Annotated in this window: 16 protein-coding genes and 1 tRNA gene; 16 read left to right on the top strand and 1 reads right to left on the bottom strand. The window is 41.4% G+C overall.

All coding sequences use genetic code 11. From position 1 onward, the window contains the following. Window positions 1-458: 458 nt before the first annotated feature. Window positions 459-533, top strand: a tRNA-Pro gene (locus G457_RS0100410). A gap of 44 nt (window positions 534-577) precedes the next feature. On the opposite strand, the gene G457_RS20810 is transcribed toward G457_RS0100410, so the two are convergent. Continuing rightward, window positions 578-1,657 (bottom strand): AI-2E family transporter, encoded by a 1,080-nt coding sequence (locus G457_RS20810; protein WP_035482895.1) that lies wholly within the window; start codon window positions 1,655-1,657, stop codon window positions 578-580. Window positions 1,658-1,842: 185 nt separating this feature from the next. Between G457_RS20810 and G457_RS0100400 the strand changes: the two genes are divergently transcribed. The 15 genes from G457_RS0100400 (at window position 1,843) to G457_RS0100330 (ending at window position 19,505) form a co-directional block, all read left to right on the top strand. Beyond that, complete coding sequence (locus G457_RS0100400) at window positions 1,843-2,691, top strand: alpha/beta hydrolase (RefSeq protein WP_035482893.1); 849 nt, start codon at window positions 1,843-1,845, stop codon at window positions 2,689-2,691. 53 nt (window positions 2,692-2,744) lie between these two features. Further along, a complete protein-coding gene (locus tag G457_RS0100395) occupies window positions 2,745-3,893 on the top strand; it encodes a 1-acyl-sn-glycerol-3-phosphate acyltransferase (protein WP_026944706.1) in 1,149 nt (382 codons plus the stop codon). Window positions 3,894-3,904: 11 nt separating this feature from the next. After that, a complete protein-coding gene (locus tag G457_RS0100390; protein ID WP_026944705.1) occupies window positions 3,905-4,480 on the top strand; it encodes a peptidylprolyl isomerase in 576 nt (191 codons plus the stop codon). A 177-nt stretch (window positions 4,481-4,657) separates the two neighbouring features. Then, complete coding sequence (locus G457_RS0100385; protein ID WP_026944704.1) at window positions 4,658-5,734, top strand: Gfo/Idh/MocA family protein; 1,077 nt, start codon at window positions 4,658-4,660, stop codon at window positions 5,732-5,734. A gap of 31 nt (window positions 5,735-5,765) precedes the next feature. Then, window positions 5,766-9,707, top strand: a complete 3,942-nt coding sequence (locus G457_RS22110) for a PAS domain-containing protein (protein ID WP_026944703.1) — start codon at window positions 5,766-5,768, stop codon at window positions 9,705-9,707. Continuing rightward, window positions 9,700-12,084 (top strand): PAS domain-containing protein, encoded by a 2,385-nt coding sequence (locus tag G457_RS0100375; RefSeq protein ID WP_026944702.1) that lies wholly within the window; start codon window positions 9,700-9,702, stop codon window positions 12,082-12,084. Before G457_RS22110 ends, G457_RS0100375 begins: the two co-directional genes overlap by 8 nt. A gap of 92 nt (window positions 12,085-12,176) precedes the next feature. Then, entirely contained in the window at window positions 12,177-12,602 is a 426-nt protein-coding gene (locus G457_RS0100370; RefSeq protein WP_248602801.1) for a response regulator, read from the top strand. A gap of 1 nt (window position 12,603) precedes the next feature. Next, window positions 12,604-13,623 (top strand): response regulator, encoded by a 1,020-nt coding sequence (locus G457_RS0100365; RefSeq protein ID WP_026944700.1) that lies wholly within the window; start codon window positions 12,604-12,606, stop codon window positions 13,621-13,623. 45 nt (window positions 13,624-13,668) lie between these two features. Beyond that, the gene (locus G457_RS0100360) at window positions 13,669-14,427 is read left to right on the top strand and encodes an SDR family NAD(P)-dependent oxidoreductase (RefSeq protein ID WP_026944699.1); all 759 of its coding nucleotides are present in this window, start codon (window positions 13,669-13,671) and stop codon (window positions 14,425-14,427) included. Between the two features lie 34 nt (window positions 14,428-14,461). After that, window positions 14,462-15,325, top strand: a complete 864-nt coding sequence (locus G457_RS0100355; protein ID WP_026944698.1) for a fumarylacetoacetate hydrolase family protein — start codon at window positions 14,462-14,464, stop codon at window positions 15,323-15,325. Continuing rightward, window positions 15,322-16,152, top strand: coding sequence for an amidohydrolase family protein (locus G457_RS0100350; protein ID WP_026944697.1), 831 nt, complete (start codon window positions 15,322-15,324; stop codon window positions 16,150-16,152). The genes G457_RS0100355 and G457_RS0100350 overlap by 4 nt, the downstream gene beginning before the upstream one ends. A gap of 1 nt (window position 16,153) precedes the next feature. Beyond that, window positions 16,154-16,921: an L-fucose dehydrogenase gene (locus G457_RS0100345; protein ID WP_026944696.1), complete on the top strand. Its 768-nt coding sequence runs from the start codon at window positions 16,154-16,156 to the stop codon at window positions 16,919-16,921. Next, a complete protein-coding gene (gene fucP, locus G457_RS0100340; protein WP_026944695.1) occupies window positions 16,918-18,231 on the top strand; it encodes an L-fucose:H+ symporter permease in 1,314 nt (437 codons plus the stop codon). The genes G457_RS0100345 and fucP overlap by 4 nt, the downstream gene beginning before the upstream one ends. 3 nt (window positions 18,232-18,234) lie before the next feature. Next, the gene (locus tag G457_RS0100335; RefSeq protein ID WP_026944694.1) at window positions 18,235-18,579 is read left to right on the top strand and encodes an L-rhamnose mutarotase; all 345 of its coding nucleotides are present in this window, start codon (window positions 18,235-18,237) and stop codon (window positions 18,577-18,579) included. A gap of 11 nt (window positions 18,580-18,590) precedes the next feature. Beyond that, window positions 18,591-19,505, top strand: coding sequence for an alpha/beta hydrolase (locus tag G457_RS0100330; protein ID WP_026944693.1), 915 nt, complete (start codon window positions 18,591-18,593; stop codon window positions 19,503-19,505).

Raw genomic sequence — 19,505 nt, 5'->3', positions numbered from 1 at the left:
TCTTAATTATTATTGCTGAAGTGGTACAAAGATTGATGAATAGCAATAAGCAATAGAGTAAAAAGTAAAAGTTGTACATAGAAAAGCTGGACTATACGATAGTCTGATCACGCCTAAAAACCTGACCCTCAATGGTCAGGTTTTTTTATTTCTACGAAATTTCCATTCACTCAAAATTGAGCCAAATGGAGTTTTCATCACTTCAGAGGCTAAAATGTAATCCATAAAATGATCACAATTTCTTTCAAATTAATCCCAAAAAATAAAGCCTGATATTTTTTTCAGGCCTATCAATAAACTTTCAATAATTTCCATACATTTGCAATCCGTTTGGGGAGCTAAGCTCATCAAATCTCGGGGTGTAGCGTAGCCCGGTCATCGCGCCCCGATAGGGATCGGGAAGGCCGAAAGCTCGAATCCTTAAATGGCAAATGGCCGTTTTAAAAATCAAAAATTCTCGGGGTGTAGCGTAGCCCGGTCATCGCGCCTGCTTTGGGAGCAGGAGGTCGCAAGTTCGAATCTTGCCACCCCGACACTTTACTTGCCAGCAAAACTTGCTGGCATTTTTTATTTTGGGCTACTTATCTTTTCTAAACCAAGAAAACCATGCTCGCTTGCCCGCTGAGTTATCTTGGACAGGGACAGCATCACTAAGTAAAAAACCAAATGCCTCTAGCCCAGAGGACCTTTCCAAGGTGATTTTCAAGACTCCTACCAATGGAATGAAAAGAACCATACCAGAAATTCCCCAAAGCCATCCCCCTAGAAGAATTGCCAAAATCACAGCGAGGGCATTGACTTTGACATGTGAACCCACTACCCAGGGGGTGATAATATTATTTTCGAATAATTGGATCCCCCAGAGAACCCCGAAGGTCATCAATGGATAAAGCATGGAGTCCGTGGTGAGAAAAACATATAGAATCGCAAAAAAAGAGGACACGAATACGCCTACATAGGGAATCAAATTAAGAACAGCTATGAAAGCGGCGAACAAAAGAAAATATTTCACTCCGATCAGGAAAAAGAATAAGCCCGATAAAACTGCCACAATCAAAGTCACTAAAATCATTCCCGTCAAATAAGACTGTATGACCTTTCCAGAATCCTTTGCCCAGGTGAGAATCCTTTCTTTGCTTTTTTCTGAATATTTAATCAAAAAAGTCACGAAAAAATCCCGATAATACATCAATAAAAAGATATAAAGCGGGATAATTCCAGCCAAAGTCAAAGATTTACCAGTAGCAAAAAGTGTTTCATTTAGATTCTCAATTTTTACTACGGACCACAACTCTTCCTGATTCTGAGGATCACACACTTCTCGCCCAAGCAGCCCTTCCAACTGTTCGACATAAGCTCCAATCTTCCTATTGAAATTTTCTCCAATCTCCGGAATGTCTTTGACCAAACCGATCATCTGATTCAATAGCACATAGACAATTCCTCCGGCTATCAGAGTCACAAGTAGGATACTCATGATAATAGAAATACTCCTTGGCAGACCTCTTGAATCCAGCCAATCAGCAATGGGAGAAAGTGCAAAAGAAAAGAAAACTCCCCAAACCAAAGGGACCAAGATAAACGACCCTTCCCGGAGTACTAAAGCCCCGAAAACCAAAACAATCAGAAATAAAGCAGTTCGTTTTAGACGTTCCATTCTTTTCTAGTTTACCTTTGAAATATACCCATTCCGAAAGGAAATACTCCCCTATGATCAATTTTCCCTCCTAGAATATTTCAAAAAAAGCTATTTTCACCACATGTCTATTTGATCGAAGCTGCTTATAGAGTTTTGAAAAGCTAGAAAATACCCTACTCTTGAATTAAAAATACCCTAAACCTATGAAGAAAGTCCTGTTCCTTATTTACTTCTTTTCCACCCTTTCTTTTTCGCAAGTAGACACCTTGACTGTAAGAAGTGAAATAATGGATAAAAACCTAAAAGCCGCAATCACACTACCTGAAGGATACGCTGAATCGAATACAAAATATCCTGTAGTATACCTTTTACACGGAGGATTTGGGGCATTTTCTGACTGGCATCAAAAAGTCACGGAACCAGGACTCGTTCCCAAACTCGCTGACCAATACCAACTAATCATCGTCACCCCGGGAGTAGGTCCTTCTAGTTACTATTATGATAGTCCCATAATGGACAGTGTGCAGTATGAAAGCTACATTATCCGTGAATTAATCCCATTTATTGACCAAAATTATCGTACACTGGACCAAAAAGAATCACGAGCGATCACCGGGCTTTCTATGGGGGGCCATGGCGCAATGATGCTGGCAGCGAAGCACCGGAACCTTTTCACAGCTGTAGGCACGATGAGCGGTGTGATGAATATCGATACCCGACTTTGGAAAGTACCTGAGGACTTCAGAAATATTCGCGTAGGACAGCAAAAAGCTATGCTGGGGGCTAACCTCAACTATGACGCCCCTAACTTCAATCCCTACACGGTCATGGGACTATTGGATCAGCTTGAGCAAAACGGCCAAGATATTTTAATAGATTGTGGAGTGGACGATTTTCTGATAGAAACCAATCGTCAACTTCACCAAGCACTTCTTGACCGAGAAGTACCTCACGAGTACACCGAAAGACCCGGAGCGCATACCTGGCAGTATTGGACAGAGGCCCTACCAGTTCACATCTTATTTTTAAATCGACACCTAAGTCGAGAATAGTCTTTAATTTCACACCTTTACCACCACTCCCTCCAAACCTAGCAAATTGATTCATGACAAAATTTGATCAAATAAGACCTTTTTACGACGCCGAGGCAAACGCTGCTATTTTGGAAATTGTCAACAACCCCATGCTGATAGCCATGATGGAGTTTTCTTTTCCGGAGGACAAAACTGGACAATGGAAAGAGTTAATGAAGCGCACACATTCCCTGAGAGACTTTCAGATCAATTTTATTTATCCCGGGCTGATGAAAGTTTTGGAAAGGAGTTCGGATGGACTAAGCAGCTCTGGGTTTGAAATATTAGAACCCAATACCGCCTACCTCTTTATCTCCAATCATCGCGACATCATCCTTGACACTTCCTTATTGAATGCCTGTCTCTATGAAAAGGGGCTCGTCATGACCACTTCGGCTATTGGAGACAACCTGATCAAAAAGCCTTTTTTGAAGACCCTTTCAAGACTCAATAGAAATTTTGCGATACGCAGAGGACTCAAAGGAAGGGAGCTACTGGAAAGCTCACAGATCGCTTCGGAATACATTTCCAATTCACTTCTGCACGAGAACAGATCCGTATGGATCGCTCAGCGAGAAGGAAGAACAAAAGACGGAAATGATGTCACTCAAAAAGGAGTCCTCCGCATGTTGACTTTGGCTGAGAAGGATGCAGATGCTTTCCAATATTTCAAAAAAATAAAAGTGGTCCCTGTTTCCATCTCTTATGAATATGACCCGACAGACAAACTTAAAATCCCACAACTGATAGCTAAGGCTCGTGATGAAAAATACATTAAAAGCGAAAATGAAGATTTTTTGAATCTCTTGAGGGGCATTATTGGTACCAAAAAGCGAATCCATCTATCCATCAATGGAGTCTTGGATAAGGAAATTGATGAAATCGACCAAAAAAATGGTTCGCTCAGTGACAAGCTTAGCGACTTGGCTACTATCATTGATCAAAAAATATGGGACGGCTATAGACTTTGGCCAAGCAATTTCATAGCGCACGATATGCTACATCAAAAAAATGAATTTGCTCAAGAATACAATAGGGAAGAGAAAGAGGCCTTTGAGAAGCGAATCGAAGAAAAAATTGATTCTAAAAACCCAGAAGAAGTACATAACTATTTGGCCATGTATGCCAACCCCGTGAGTAACAAGAAGCAATTGAGCACAACATCCAGCCCAGGTTCCTAACGAATACAACTATGTCGATCATCCCAATCCTGATTTTCCTACAGTCGATGTTTGCTTACCCTGTAAACCAAAAGAATATAGAGGTAGCGCAAATAATCACACCTCTCGGTGAAATCTTGATCATGTTGGATGAGCGCACCCCTCGGCATCGCGAAAGTTTTATCGAGCTGGCAGAAGCAGGATATTGGGATTCATTGACCTTTAATCGGGTGATTCCAGATTTTGTCGCTCAGGGTGGATGTCCAGATACTCCAGAAGGATTCAATGACCCGGAATACCTCTTAGAACCGGAGTTTGATCCTTCCCTTACCCATGTCTACGGTGCTGTTGGAGCCGGAAGAGATAATAATCCAGATAAGCTTTCGGCCCGATGCCAATTCTACATTGTTGAAAATAAGGAAGGATTACATCGTTTAGATGGGGATTATACGGTATTCGGAAGGGTCATTCAAGGCATGGACATCGTGGAAAAAATTGTCCGTGTGTCTCGGGACGAAAATGATCAGCCGACCGAGGCTATTACTTTGGATGTAAATATCATTGAAATCCCTCCACGCCAACTTAGAAAAATCCTAGACACTCAGTGAGGCTTAGTCTCCAACTTATTGCTTTAATTATAATTAAAAGCAAATAAGTCTGATTTTGAGGAAAATTCTTTTTAAACTTAAATCATAGAGTTAGCTCTTAGGATGACTCACGTCAATCATCTTGAGCCATCAGGATGTCAGTTTTTATTGGATCAACTAGCATATAAACCTAAAACCATGAATTCCCCCCTAAAAATTTTAGTAATTGGATGTGGAAATATGGGGGCGTCACATGCCGCCGCCTATGATAAAATGTCAGAATTTGAAATCTGCGGATTAGTATCCCGAGGTAGCAGTAAAGAAAAACTAAATCAAAAATTGAATGGCAACTACCCCCTTTTTGATGACTATCAGAAAGCATTGACAGAAACAAAACCTGATGCTGTCTGTATCTCGACCTATCCGGATACGCATGAAGAAATTGCCATCAATTCTCTCGAGCAGGGCTGTCACATTTTTATCGAAAAGCCACTTGCCGATACTATTGCAGGCAGCGAAAGGATCATTCAAAAAGCTAAAGAGTCCAATAAAAAGGTGGTGGTAGGCTACATACTCCGTCATCATCCATCTTGGATCCGCTTCATCGATGAGGCTCAGAAGCTAGGCAAACCACTAGTCATGCGAATGAACCTCAATCAGCAAAGTCATGGAGTCATGTGGGATGTACATCGCAGTTTGATGAAAAGCCTGAGCCCAATAGTCGATTGTGGGGTACATTACATCGATGTCATGTGTCAGATGACGCGTTCCAAGCCGGTAACTGTATCAGCTATCGGAGCACGGTTGACTGAAGACATCGCTCCAGACAATTACAATTATGGTCAACTTCAGATTCGATTTGAGGATGGTTCTGTGGGCTGGTATGAGGCCGGATGGGGACCAATGGTCTCCGAGACAGCATTCTTCATCAAGGATGTCTTTGGTCCAAAGGGCGCTGTATCGATTGTGGCAAAAGATGCGGGAGGATCGGGAAAATCCGACGACGTAGACTCCCATACCAAAACAGAATCCATCCGTGTACATCACGCAGAGATAGACTCCAAAAATCACTTCACCAAAGCGGATGAATGGATTGACATGAAAGATGAGCCTGGACATCAAGAACTTTGCGACAGGGAACAGGCCTATTTCCTAAAGGCAATCAAAGAAAATATAGACTTGACCGATCATCTTGATGATGCCTTAAACAGCTTGAAAATAGCCTTCGCATGTGACGAATCTGTCAAAACAGGGAAAATCATTACGTTGAAGTAGCGTGATTTTTTCTCTCTAAAACTTCTAAACAATGGCTGAAAAAGAGAATAAAAATATATCTGAATCATCTCTTATCGGTTTGATAAGGAAGCTTGAGAAATCAGCCAATATGGGTTTTTGGGAGAAGAATCTGCTCACAGGAGATTACTATTGGTCGGATCAGTTTTTTGAGATTTTTGGACTTGATCCTGCAAAAGACCCTCCTAGTGAAAGTCTAAGACTCTCATGTATTCATCCGGAAGATCGGGAAAAGTCAAAGAAAGCCTATCAGAACGCTATTGAAGCAGGGCAAAGCTTTAAAATTGAGAAACGAATTATAAGGCCAGATGGAGAAATCAGACACATAGTTTCCGAAAGTCATATAGAAAAAAATGAGAAGGGACTTCCTATAAAGGTCTACGGAATAGTAAAGGACATTAGTACTGAAAAACTCCTTCAGAAAAAAGCAGAGCGAAAAAAAAGAGAGCTACAAAGCTTCTTTAAAAACTCCAAAGACCTATTGATTGAAATAAATTGGGATGGAATCATTCAAAATATATCCGAATCATCTTATCAAAATTTAGGATATCATCCAGATGAGTTGATTGGCAAATACCTCAAAGATCTGGTCTTTCCCGAAGACCTCCCCGAGACCATGCAAGCGGCCCAAAAAGTAAGAGCGGGAGAAATTGTTTCAAACTTCAAAAATCGATACATCCATAAAAATGGAGGTCTTGTCAATCTAGAGTGGTCTATCATCACTACAGATCCAGAATACCAGGCTCTTTTTATAAGTGCTCGGAATATCAACGAAAAAATTGAACTGGAGAAAGAAACTAAGGGACTTCTTGAAAGGCTCAACAGAGCCCAAAAAATCGCAAAGCTTGGGTATTGGGAGCTTGAGGTAAAGAGCGAAAAACTCTTTTGGTCTGACGAAATATATCGGATTTGGGAACTATCAACCGATTTCGAGCCGGACTTCAATTTTTTCAAAAACTCCATCCATCCCGATGATAGAGACGAGTTTTTGGAAGCCCTGGAACAGACACTTTCAGAATCTGGCAGCATGGATTGCGTCCATAGAATAATAATGGAAGATGGCCGAGTAAAATATGTCAGGGAAAGAGCAAGTCCTTATATCAATCCAGACTCCGGTCACCGAGTTCTTAGAGGAACTGCTCAGGACATCACAGAAGAAAAACTGATAGAAAACGAGCTAAAATCAAGGAATCACTTCATTGAATCTGCCCTCGAAAATATATCCATAGGAGTAGCTGTGAACGAAATCAGCAGCGGCAAAGCCACTTTTATGAACAATGCCTTCTCGGAAATTTACGGCTGGCCAAAATCAACTATCAAGGACGTAGAATCTTTTTTCAAATCAGCATATCCCGATCCCGAATACCGGGCGAAGATTTCTCAGCAAATCATGTCGGATATGCAGTCAGGGGATCCTAGCAGAATGCAGTGGCAGGACGTATTCATCACCACTCAGGATGGGAAACAAAGAGTAGTGTCAGCGAAAAACATTGCAATTTTGGATCAAGATTTAATGATATCGACCGTATGGGATGAGACAGACAGGTATTGGGCTGAGCAGACATTGAAAAAAAGCAATGAACGTTTTCATTTAGCTACGGAGGCGATCACAGATGCTATTTTTGACTGGAATATTTTAGGAAAAAAAATCTTTTGGGGAAAAGGATACCACCACCTCTTTGGCTATCCTGAAGAAATGCAATACGTACCGGAGGGCTTTTGGGAGAGTTGCGTACATCCTGATGATTTACCTCAAATTCTTGAAGACATACAGAGAGCGCGAAAAGACCCAAATGCAAAAAAATGGAAAGGCTCTTATCGTTTTAAGAAAGCTGATGGAACTTATGCATTTGTAAAAGAACAAACTTCTATACAGCGGGACAAGTCTGGCAAGCCTATCCGAATTGTAGGGGCTCTTCAAGACATCACCAAGGAAAAGGAACGCGAAGCCTCCATTGCCCAAAAAACGCTCTTTATCCAAAAATCGGCTGAATGTGCCCAAATCTTTCTTTCTGCAGACAATTGGGAGACCATCATGGATGATGTGCTGAGAATCATGGGAGAAACTATTCATGCAGATAGAGCTTACTTATTTCGAAAAATTGAAGATAAAAATGGACGGGATTATGTAAGGTTTGATTATGAATGGACCAATGGAAAAGTCAAAGAAGAAATCCAAAATCCAAAATATCATACTATTCCCATCGATGAGCATCCCTTACTCATCCAAGATGCTTCAGTCAAAAAACCATTTACAGTTTTATTGAGCGACGCTAGCGGCCACACCAGACAAATCATGGAAGATCAAAAAATCCTATCTATGCTTAATGGGTCGCTTTATGTAAATGGTGGATATTTTGGACATGTTGGCTTTGAGTGCTGTTTCGAAGAGCGAGAGTGGACTGATGAAGAAAAGAATTTCATACAATCCATCATTAATAACCTAATAGTAGCTATTGAAAAGCAAGAAACGATGAACCAGCTTGCTGAGGCCTTAGAAAACAATAGCAATATTCTTGAAAGTATCGGAGAGGCCTTTTACTCATTAGATGACAAATATCGCTTTACCTATTGGAACTATCAGGCTGAGCAGCTTACTGGACTGAAAAGAGAAGTTGTCTTAAATAAAACTATATGGGAAGTCTTTGAGGAAGCCATTCACCCTAACTTTGCAAAGCTGTTAAAGTATGCGATGTCAAGCAAGTCTCAGCAAGAATTAGAAATCGAGGACCCCTTCACAAAATCATGGTTGGAAATCTCCGTTTATCCTAGAGCTGTTGGGCTTTCCATATTTGTCAGGAACATTACCGACCGCAAAAAGGCCGAAGAGGAAATTGCTGAATTCAACGAGCGATTTACTATTATCTCCAATACTTCACATGATGCTATTTGGGATTGGAATATACAAACTGGGGAACATTACTGGGGAATAGGCTTCAATAAGTTGTTAGGCCAGGATGTGGCAGGTCTTCAACACGATCATAAAAGATGGCTAGAATCAATTCATCCGGAAGATGTTTTAAGGGTAAAAGAAAACCTGAATAAGGTACTGCAGGACCCAGAAAAAACAATTTTTGAATCTGAATATCGAATTATCAATCAAATTAAAACCTTTTATGTAGTAGACCTGGGTACTATTATCCGAGATTCGAAAGGTAAAGCTGTGAGAATGGTAGGAGCTATCCAAGATATCAGCCATAGAAAGCGATATGAGGAATCCCTGAAAGCACTCAATCAACAATTGATGATTTCAAATAGTGAACTCGAGAATTCTAATAGGGAACTGGAGCAGTTCGCCTATGTCGCTTCTCATGATTTGCAGGAGCCGTTAAGAATGATTTCCAGCTTCCTAGGTTTGATTGAAAAGAAGTATGATGACATTCTTGATGAAAAAGGCAAACAATACATCTCCTTTGCTGTAGATGGAGCCAAACGCATGCGAAGCATTATATTGGATTTGCTGGATTTCTCCAGACTCAAGGAAGCTACAGAATCCAAAATGTGGATCCAAATGCCTCAAATCATAAAAGAAGTGCTGCTTTTGAATAAAAAACTCATAAGTGAATCGGGCGCAAAAATTAAGATAAATAGCATGCCGTCAGTTTTTGCTCAAGAAAGCGGCCTGATCCAATTATTCAATAATTTGATATCGAATTCGATAAAGTACAAAAGAGACGGAGTAAAGCCTATCATCGATATCTCTGCTGAAGAGGAAGAAAACTACTGGCACTTTAAGCTTAAAGACAATGGAATAGGAATCGATCCAAAATACCTTGATAAAATTTTCATTATTTTCCAGCGACTTCATGGTAGAGAACATTACCCCGGTTCTGGAATTGGCTTATCGATTTGTAAAAAAATAACCGAAATCCATGGAGGAAAAATATGGGTAGAATCCACCCTTGGAGAAGGTTCTACATTCCATTTCACTCTTCAAAAACCTCAAAATGAGTAAATATCCTCAGGAAAAAATATTGCAGATGGTTTATAACCACCCAAAGACGGTTGGGGTATTAATCTGTATACTTTTTTTGATGATCTCAAGCTACATCACTTATACGGAGTATCAGCTCAGAGTTGCAAATACCGAACAACAAATGAGCACAGAATTAAACAGACTAAGTAACCAAATTGAAGCCTCACTGACTGATGCCACTGGAGCTATCAAATCCCTGGCACATTTCAGTAAATACTATGAAATCGAAAATAATTTTGAACCTACAGGCGAAGCGATTTTAGAAAGTCATCCATCAGTCAGTGTAGTACAGGTTTTGGATAGTGGTAAAATCGTCGCAACCTATCCCCTCAAGGGAAATGAAGTGGTCATTGGTTATGATATTCTTAAGGATGAAAAACAAAGAATTGAAGCAATTGAAGCAATAGAAAGAAGGAGCGTGTACTTCGCGGGGCCTATCAATCTCAAGCAAGGTGGGTTGGGAATAGTCGGAAGACTTCCCATTTTTTCTAATGAAAGCGATAGGTTTCAGGGCTTTGCTACTGCAATTATTTATTTAAACACCCTGTTTGATTCCACTTTCCAATCTTTAAATATTCCAAACGCATTTGTTCAGATAAAGAAAATCAACCCTGATAATAGAAGTGCCGATTCTGTTTTCTTTCAATCCTTGGCACATTCTCCATCTGTAACTGGAATATCAAAATCAAAAATACTCCCAAGTGCCAATTGGGAGGTTACAGTGGCACAAAGGGAGGGAATTAGTGTCCTGAACCAAATACCCGTGGTTTTACTACGAATAATTTCCGCAGGGTTACTTGGATTCTTGGCCTATAGTTTTGTGCGACAACCAGCACTTTTATCCAAAAAGATAGAAGAACAATCGCGCGAATTGTTAGCCGCTACCGAACGCTATGAATATGCCACTAGGGCCACTTCTGATGTGATTTGGGATTGGGACTTTGCATCTAGCAATGTACTTAGAAGTAAAAATTTTGAGCAACATTTTGGCTTTAATCCTGAGGAGCAAAAAAAGGATGTCAATTTTTGGAGTAACCTAATTCATCCCGAGGACCGGCCATACATTCAAAAAAATCTTAAAGACACTTTAGAAAGTGATTCAAACTATTGGAAAGCTGAATTCAGAGTAAAAGATAAGGCAGGGAATTACCATTACATCGTTGATAGTGGATATATTCTTCGTGACCAAGAGGGAAAGGCTATAAGAATGATCGGGGCAATTCAAGAGATCACCGAACGAAAAATAGCGGAGCTTGCCCTTGCCAGCGAGAAAGAAAGACTCATCAGAGTGATCGAGGGAACAGAAGCTGGAATATGGGAGTGGAATGTACAAACCGGAGAAACAATTTTTAATGAGGAGTGGGCCCGGATTCTAGGCTATAAACTACATGAACTTGAACCAATCAGTATCAAAACTTGGGAAAGCCTTTTACACCCTGAAGACCTTCCGGTAGCTCAGAAAGATCTTGAAGATCACTTTTCAGGCAAAGCTTCTTTCTACCAAACTGAGATAAGACTAAGGCATAAAGAGGGTCATTGGGTATGGGTCTTAGGGAGAGGTAGAGTGATGAGTAAGGCAGATGATGGAAGCCCCTTGTGGATGTTTGGTACACAGATCGATATTTCAGAGAAAAAAGCCAAAGAGGAGGCATTAGAGAGATTAAATAAACAGCTTCAATCCACTAATTCGGAATTGAAAGCCTTTGCTTCTGTAGCATCACATGATATGCGTGAACCACTCCGAATGATCAGTTCATTCCTATCGCTTCTACAAAAAAAATATGCAGAGAAACTGGATGAAAAAGGGAATCAATACATTGATTTTGCTGTAGGAGGCGCAAAGCGATTAAGCCTGCTTATTGAAGATCTTTTGGAGTATTCACGAATTGGGTTCGATTCGAAAAACAAAGAATCAGTTGATACAAATAAAACCATTGAATCGATTATTGATATCAACAAGCAGAGTATTGAAGCGAAAGGAGCTCACATAAAAGCTGAAAACTTGCCAATTATCCAAGCGATAAGGGTGCCTATCCAACAGCTATTCCATAATCTGATTACCAATTCCTTAAAATTTGCCAAAGAAAATAGCACGCCAATTATTTCGATAAAATGTGTTGAATTGGAAAATTTTTGGCAATTTATAGTTGAAGACAATGGGATAGGCATAGAGGAAAAAGAACAAGACAAAATCTTTGAAGTTATGATTCGACTTCATTCCAAGGAAAAGTATGAGGGAAGCGGTATGGGATTAGCGATTTGTAAAAAAATTGTAAACCAACATGGTGGGGAGATATGGGTAGAATCCGAAATTGGAGTTGGAACAAAGTTCATTTTCACGATTGAAAAGACCTAAATCTCATAGAGCAATAAAAATTAGTATAAAAAGCTTAAGCCCATTACCGGAATCTGATTCAGTAATAGTAAATCAAAGTTATGAGCAAGAGGATGGCAAAAATCTTACTGGTAGAGGATAACGAAGGGGATATTGTTCTCACAATGGAAGCTCTTATGGATTCACAATTACCCAATGAGGTCACTATAAAAAAAGACGGTGAAGCAGCCATCTCTTACTTAAGGGAACTGAAAGTATCCCAACCAAATCAGCTCCCGGACTTAATGCTTTTAGATATCAATCTTCCCAAGATGAATGGTCATGAGGTATTGACGGAAATAAAAAGCGATCCAGAACTTAAAAAAATCCCAATTATAGTTTTTACGACCTCCAGTTCGGAAAATGATATACAAGATGCCTACAGCAACTATGCAAATTGCTACATCACCAAACCAGTAGATGTAAATGATTTTCTTAGAGTAACTTCAAAAATCGAAGAATTTTGGTTTAATGTAGTCAAACTTCCAACTTCCCACTAAGATGCGAAAGGACACCAAACATTATGGTTTTTTAGTCGTCGAAGACAATTTGGGGGATTTTGTGCTTATCGAAGAATACCTTTCTGAGTATATCTTAGATGCAGAAGTAGTACATGCAGATTCATTTGCTTCTGCAAAACAAGAACTTATTACCAAAAAGAATTTTGACCTAATCTTCCTAGACCTTTCTCTTCCTGATCATGCTGGTGTAGATCTTATCAAAGATGTTTTACAACTATCCGAGGGAGTTCCGATCATCGCATTGACTGGTTTTTCGGATCTGGAATTTAGCATTCGTTCCTTGGCGCTAGGAATTTCTGATTACCTCTTAAAAGACGAGCTGAACTCTGCTTTTCTTTACAAAAGCCTCATATACGCTATTGAGCGAAACCGGTATATCGAAGAATTGCAAGATTCCCAGAGAAGGTACAGTGAACTCTTTCATCTGAACCCCTCCCCCATGTGGGTTTTTGAACAAAAAACACTTCAATTCCTGGATGTAAATGATGCCGCTGTCAAAAAATATGGATTCTCAGAGGCAGAGTTTTTACAAATGAAACTTTTAGATATCATCTGCAAAAATATTCCGAGAACCAATGTGGATCAAACCGTCAATCACCCCCTAAAACATGAGATTTATTTCAATAGGGAAATACACTATACCAAGTCTGGCCAAAAAATCGATGTTCAAATTGAATCCGCTCCAATAGAATACAATGACGTCGAAGCGAAGATTGTAGTGGTGAACGATATCACAGATCAAATCAGGCATATCGCTACGATAGAGGAACAGAATAAAACTTTCAGGGAGATCGCCTGGATTCAATCCCATGTGGTCAGAGCCCCTCTTTCTAGACTTATGGGACTGATTAATCTACTGGACCTCAAAGACAGTGAGACCTCCGAAGAAAATCTAGAATTGATCAATTATATCAAAAACTCCGCGGAAGAACTAGACCAAATCATCCGAGATATCAGCAAAAAATCCGAATCAATTCTATCTGATAAATCAGAAAATTGATAACTCTCGTTAAGTCGCAAATCAAAAGACCTAAAACCCATAATAATGAAAGACAAACATATCCTCATCACCGGAGGAGCAAGCGGAATTGGCTTAGCTATGGTTCGTAAATTTGCTGAATCGGGAAGCATCGTCTATTTCATCGATAATAATATCCCCGAAGGCGAACGCGTGATGCATGAGGAAATGGAACGTGGTCATCAGGTTAATTTTTGGCATGCAGATGTGACGGATTTTGATGCCGTCAGTCACCATGTCAAGCGCCACATTGGAAAGCTAGACGTTTTGATCAACAATGCGGGAGTTTCCCATATTGGTAAGGTGGAGAATACATCCATGGAAGACTTTGAAAGATTATTTCAAATCAACGTAAAAGGGATGTTTGTCTGTACCAAAGCAGCCCTTCCAAAGCTGCTCGAAGATGGTGGTGGATCTATTCTAAATCTATGCTCCGTAGCCGCAACCATTGGGATACCAGACCGCTTTGCCTACAGCATGACAAAAGGTGCAGCACTTTCCATGACCCTGAGCATAGCGAGAGATTATGTGGATAAAGGAATCCGTTGCAACTGTATATCTCCTGGAAGAGTGCACACTCCTTTTGTGGATGACTTTTTAGAAAAAAACTACCCTGGCCAGGAAAAAGAAATGTTTGATAAGCTTGCCGCTACCCAACCCATTGGGAGAATGGCCAGCCCTGAAGAAATCGCCGAATTAGCCTACTTTATCAGCTCTGACGCCGGTGGCTTTGTGACTGGTGCCAATTATAATATTGACGGTGGCTTCTTGAATCTAAAAATGTAACTTGGCTTAACCAAAATCAAAAATACTCAGTAATATGAAATTGCTTCGATTTGGACCAATCGGCCAAGAAAAACCCGGAATACAGACAGCAGACGGCAAAAATTTAGATTGCTCTTCCTTTGGAGAAGATTGGAATGAAAGTTTTTTTGAAAATGAAGGTTTGCACCGGCTTCGGCTTTGGCTCCGTGAAAACCAAAATAAACTTTCCGAAATCCCGAAAAACGCAAGACTTGGCTCACCTATCGCTCGGCCATCCAAAATCATTTGCATAGGTCTCAACTATCGAATGCATGCCGAAGAAGCCGGAATGCCGGTACCCGAAGTACCCATCATTTTTATGAAAGCCACCTCTTCCCTTTGTGGCCCCTATGATCCCATTTTCATCCCAAAAAACTCAACCCAGACTGACTGGGAAGTAGAATTAGCGGTCATTATAGGGAAAAGAGCCAAGTATGTCTCGATCGAAAATGCCATGGATTATGTAGCGGGCTATGCCACGCACAATGATGTAAGCGAGCGTGATTTTCAGCTTAGGCATGGAGGGCAGTGGGTCAAAGGAAAAAGCGCAGACCATTTTGCACCTCTTGGACCCTACATGGTTACAAAGGATGAAATTTCAGATCCTCACAAGTTGAGACTTTGGCTTAAGCTGAATGGAAAAATCGTACAGGACAGCAATACCTCTGATTTTATTTTTGACATTCCGACAATCATCGCTCACCTAAGTCAATACATGACCCTACTTCCTGGGGATGTGATTTCCACAGGTACTCCAGCAGGTGTTGGTATGGGGCTAAAACCTAATCCCAGATACTTGGAGCATGGAGATGTAGTGGAATTGGGCATAGGTGGTCTTGGAAACTCCCGACAAGTCGCCATGAATGACCCGGAGGCATGAGAATCGACGCTCATCAGCACTTTTGGGAATATGATCCTGCCCGACAAGATTGGATAGACGATAGTATGAAAAGCATTCGAAGGGATTTTAAGCCCGGAGATCTGCAGCCATACTTGGAGGAGTTTGGGTTTGATGGCTGTGTCGCCGTGCAAGCCGAGGAAAGTCTTAGAGAGACCGATTACCTGCTCGATCTAGCCGATCAAAACAACTGGATCAAAGGTGTAGTAGGCTGGACAGATATTGGCTCGAGCAGACTCAGCCAAGTCCTTGAGCAATATCATGGCAACAAGAAGTTGAAGGGCTTTCGTGAAATTCTTCAAGCCAAGCCTCCACAATACATGCTTCGGGAAAATTTCCTCCGTGGACTCAAATCCCTAAAATTGAAGGGATACACTTACGACATCTTGGTATATCCTTGGCATTTGTCAGCTGTTTTAGAATTGGTGACAAAATGTGAGGAGCATGCTTTGGTAATAGATCATTTGGCTAAGCCTCTTATCAAAGACGGGGAATGGAAAGAGTGGAAGAAAAACCTTCAACCGATAGCCGAGCGGGAGTTTGTATATGCAAAGGTTTCGGGTCTTGCCACTGAGGCAGATTGGAATAATTGGTCAGAAGAAACGCTTATGCCTTACATCGAGATTGCTTTGGAATTATTCGGGCCAAAGCGCCTGATGTTTGGTAGTGATTGGCCAGTATCTCAGTTAGCTGGAAGCTATGAGAAAATCCTCCAAGCTGTGGAAAGTTTCACCGACAGCCTTTCTCCTGAAGAAAAATCATGGATAATGGGCAAAACAGCTGCGAAGTTTTACAAACTTGAAAAATAAGATGGATCTGCTGCTCAAAGATAAAGTCATTCTCATTTCAGGCGGAGCCAAAGGAATCGGAGCCGCCATCTCAAAAGGTCTAATCGAAGAAGGAGGAATTCCTGTCATAATTGACCCTTCATCTGAAGGGGAAGAAATTCTTATGCTTGCGAATGGAAAAGGACTCCACATTCCAATTCGACTGGAGCAACCCGAAGATGCAAAAAAGGCCGTCGAATTGACCATCGAAAAATTTGGGAGCATACATGGAATCGTAAATAATGCTGGAGCCAATGACGGCGTGGGCCTTGAAAATGGAAGCCCGGAGGCCTTTGCCAAGTCAGTTTCAAAAAACCTTCAGCATTACTATGATCTGGTTCATTTTTCAGTTCCTTTTCTAAAAAAGTCCAAAGGTAGCATCGTCAACATTTCCTCAAAAACTGCCATTACTGGCCAGGGTGGGACTTCTGGATATGTGGCTGCAAAAGGAGCGCAACTTGCTCTCACCCGGGAATGGGCCGTCGAGCTCCTACCCTATCAAATCCGAGTCAACGCCGTCATTCCTGCCGAAGTGATGACGCCTTTGTACGAAAAATGGCTTAGCTCTTTCCCCGATCCAGATAGTAAGCTCCAGGAAATCAGCAATCGAATTCCATTGGGAAAGCGTATGACAACTCCTGAGGAGATTGCTTCGACTGTTCTCTTTCTAATCTCAGAAAAGTCCGCTCATACGACTGGTCAGCATATCTATGTAGATGGCGGATACACACATCTTGACCGAGCCTTATGAGCGAAAAACCACCCATAGTACCCAAAAGCCTACTTCTCCCTTTTGTGCTCATCACCTCGCTTTTTGCATTGTGGGGATTTGCCAATGATATCACAAACCCGATGGTTGCAGCTTTCAAACGAGTATTGGAGCTCAATAATGTCCAAGCTTCTTGGGTGCAATTGGCTTTTTATGGGGGCTACTTCACCATGGCTCTTCCTGCAGCCTTTTTCATCAAAAAATATTCCTATAAGACCGGAGTCCTTTTGGGTCTCGGCTTGTATGCCTTTGGAGCGCTACTGTTTTATCCCGCAGCTTCCTGGGAAAGTTATGGCTTCTTTTTGGCCTCTCTCTATATCCTGACTTTTGGGCTGGCTTTTTTAGAGACTACGGCCAATCCCTATATCCTTTCCATGGGTCCGGAGCAAACTGCAACCCAACGACTAAACCTAGCCCAAGCTTTCAACCCCATGGGAGCTTTAGCAGGGCTTTTCGTAGCAAAGCAATTCATACTCAACTCCCTTCAATCTAATGAAACGGATGCGGATGGAATGATCATTTACAGTACCCTCGAAGAGTCAGCAAAGGCTGTGATCCGAACCAATGATCTGATGGTCATTCGCAACCCTTATGTCATGCTGGGCTTGGTGGTTTTGGGGATTTTGATTCTGATTGCCTTGGTGAAAATGCCAGAAAACAAGGATAATAAGGGTAGAATTGACTTTTGGCCTACCATGAGAAGACTTTTTTCAAAACGGAATTTCGTAGAAGGCACCCTAGCCCAAATGTTCTACGTCGGTGCACAAATCATGGTCTGGACCTACATCTATCAATATGCAGAGGCCTTGGGAATAGATAATGCCTCTGCCGTCAATTTCGGATATGCAGCTTTGATCGTCTTTCTTTTGGGTCGCTGGGTATGCACAGTATTGCTCAGGTACATTTCAAGTTCAAAGCTACTGAGCGTTTTCGCCCTGATGGCTATGCTATTTACACTCGGAGCGATTTTCCTTCCTGACATGCTCGGGCTTTATAGCCTGGTCGCCATCAGTTTTGCCATGTCTTTGATGTTTCCTACTATCTATGGCATTGCTCTGGAAGGTTTGGGAGAGGACTCCAAATTCGCAGCAGCATTTCTGGTCATGGCCATCGTAGGAGGTGCGATCATGCCGACTTTGCAAGGTATGATTTTGGACTTGGGTGGTAGTGGCTATTCTGACATCAAGATTCTGGGTGTATCCGAAGTCAATTTTTCATTCATTCTTCCATTTATGTGCTTTTTAATGGTTTGGTTTTTTGCAGTCCGTGTGAACTCTATTTCCAAAACTTAAACCATGCAAACATTCGTTTTGATCTGCGACCTGAAGGATGAGCCTGAGGCAATTGAAGCATACGATGCATGCCATCAAGCTGTAGTTGAACCTATTTTAGAAAGCATTCGACAAGCAGGAATCCTAGAGATGTCCATTTATCGATGGAAAAATCGTCTGACCATGATCATGAAGACCGATGATGAATTCACTTTCGAAAAAAAAGCAGCGCTGGATAATGCCAATCCAAAGGTGCAGGAATGGGAAGCTTTTGTCGGACAATACCAAAGCAACCTTCCCGGAACACCTCCCAACTGGCGATGGGCTTTGATGAAAAAAGTTTTTGATTTTAGAGCAGTAGATAAATAAATAATCTTCCTATGAAACGAATTGGAATACTCCTAACACTCCTGGTTTTTGGTAATATTTCTTTGGCACAAAACCATATCATCCCCTTGTGGGAGAACACTCCTCCTCTACAAAAAGAAATGGATCTCAAAGAAGAGGCGATTCAGGAAGGGATTCTTAGGATTTCCAATGTTCAAATTCCAACCATTGAAGTATATCTTCCCAATAAACAAATTGCCACTGGGAAAGCTGTTTTGATCTTTCCTGGAGGAGGCTATGGGATTCTTGCTTATGATTGGGAAGGTACAGATTTCGCCAAATGGCTCAACTCTCAGGGAATTGCCGGAATAGTCGTCAAGTATAGACTTCCCATCTCTAAGTCCTTGACCAATCCCAAAGAAGTACCGCTGCTAGACGCACAGCGGGCTTTGAGACTAGTTAGACACCAGGCTGAAGAATGGAACATAGATCCGAATCAAATCGGGATCATGGGTTTCTCGGCGGGAGGTCACTTGGCCTCCACATTAAGCACTCAATTTGATCATTCAATCGACAGAGAAATGGATGAAATCGATCAATTATCCGCCAGACCTGACTTTTCCATATTGGTATACCCGGTCATCACTTTCAATGATCGATTTACTCATGGCGGATCCAAAAGGAACCTTTTGGGAAAAAATCCTGATCCTGATCTTGTCACGCGTTTTTCAAATGAGTTGAATGTTGACGAAAACACCCCGCCTACCTTTTTAATCCACGCACAGGATGATCAAGCAGTCCCTTTAGAAAACAGCACCCTCTACTACCAAGCGCTCCACGCTGCTGGTGTAGAAGCCTCCTTGCATATCTATCCAAAGGGCGGTCATGGATTTGCTTTTGGTATGGGAAGAGGCGCAGTAGCAAACTGGCGGGAAGTTCTTTTAGACTGGATCAATAATTTGAAATGA

Source organism: Algoriphagus marincola DSM 16067 (assembly GCF_000429405.1).
GTDB classification, from domain to species: domain Bacteria; phylum Bacteroidota; class Bacteroidia; order Cytophagales; family Cyclobacteriaceae; genus Algoriphagus; species Algoriphagus marincola.
Note: the sequence above shows the minus strand (reverse complement) of the source record. Positions and strands in the feature narration are given on the sequence as shown.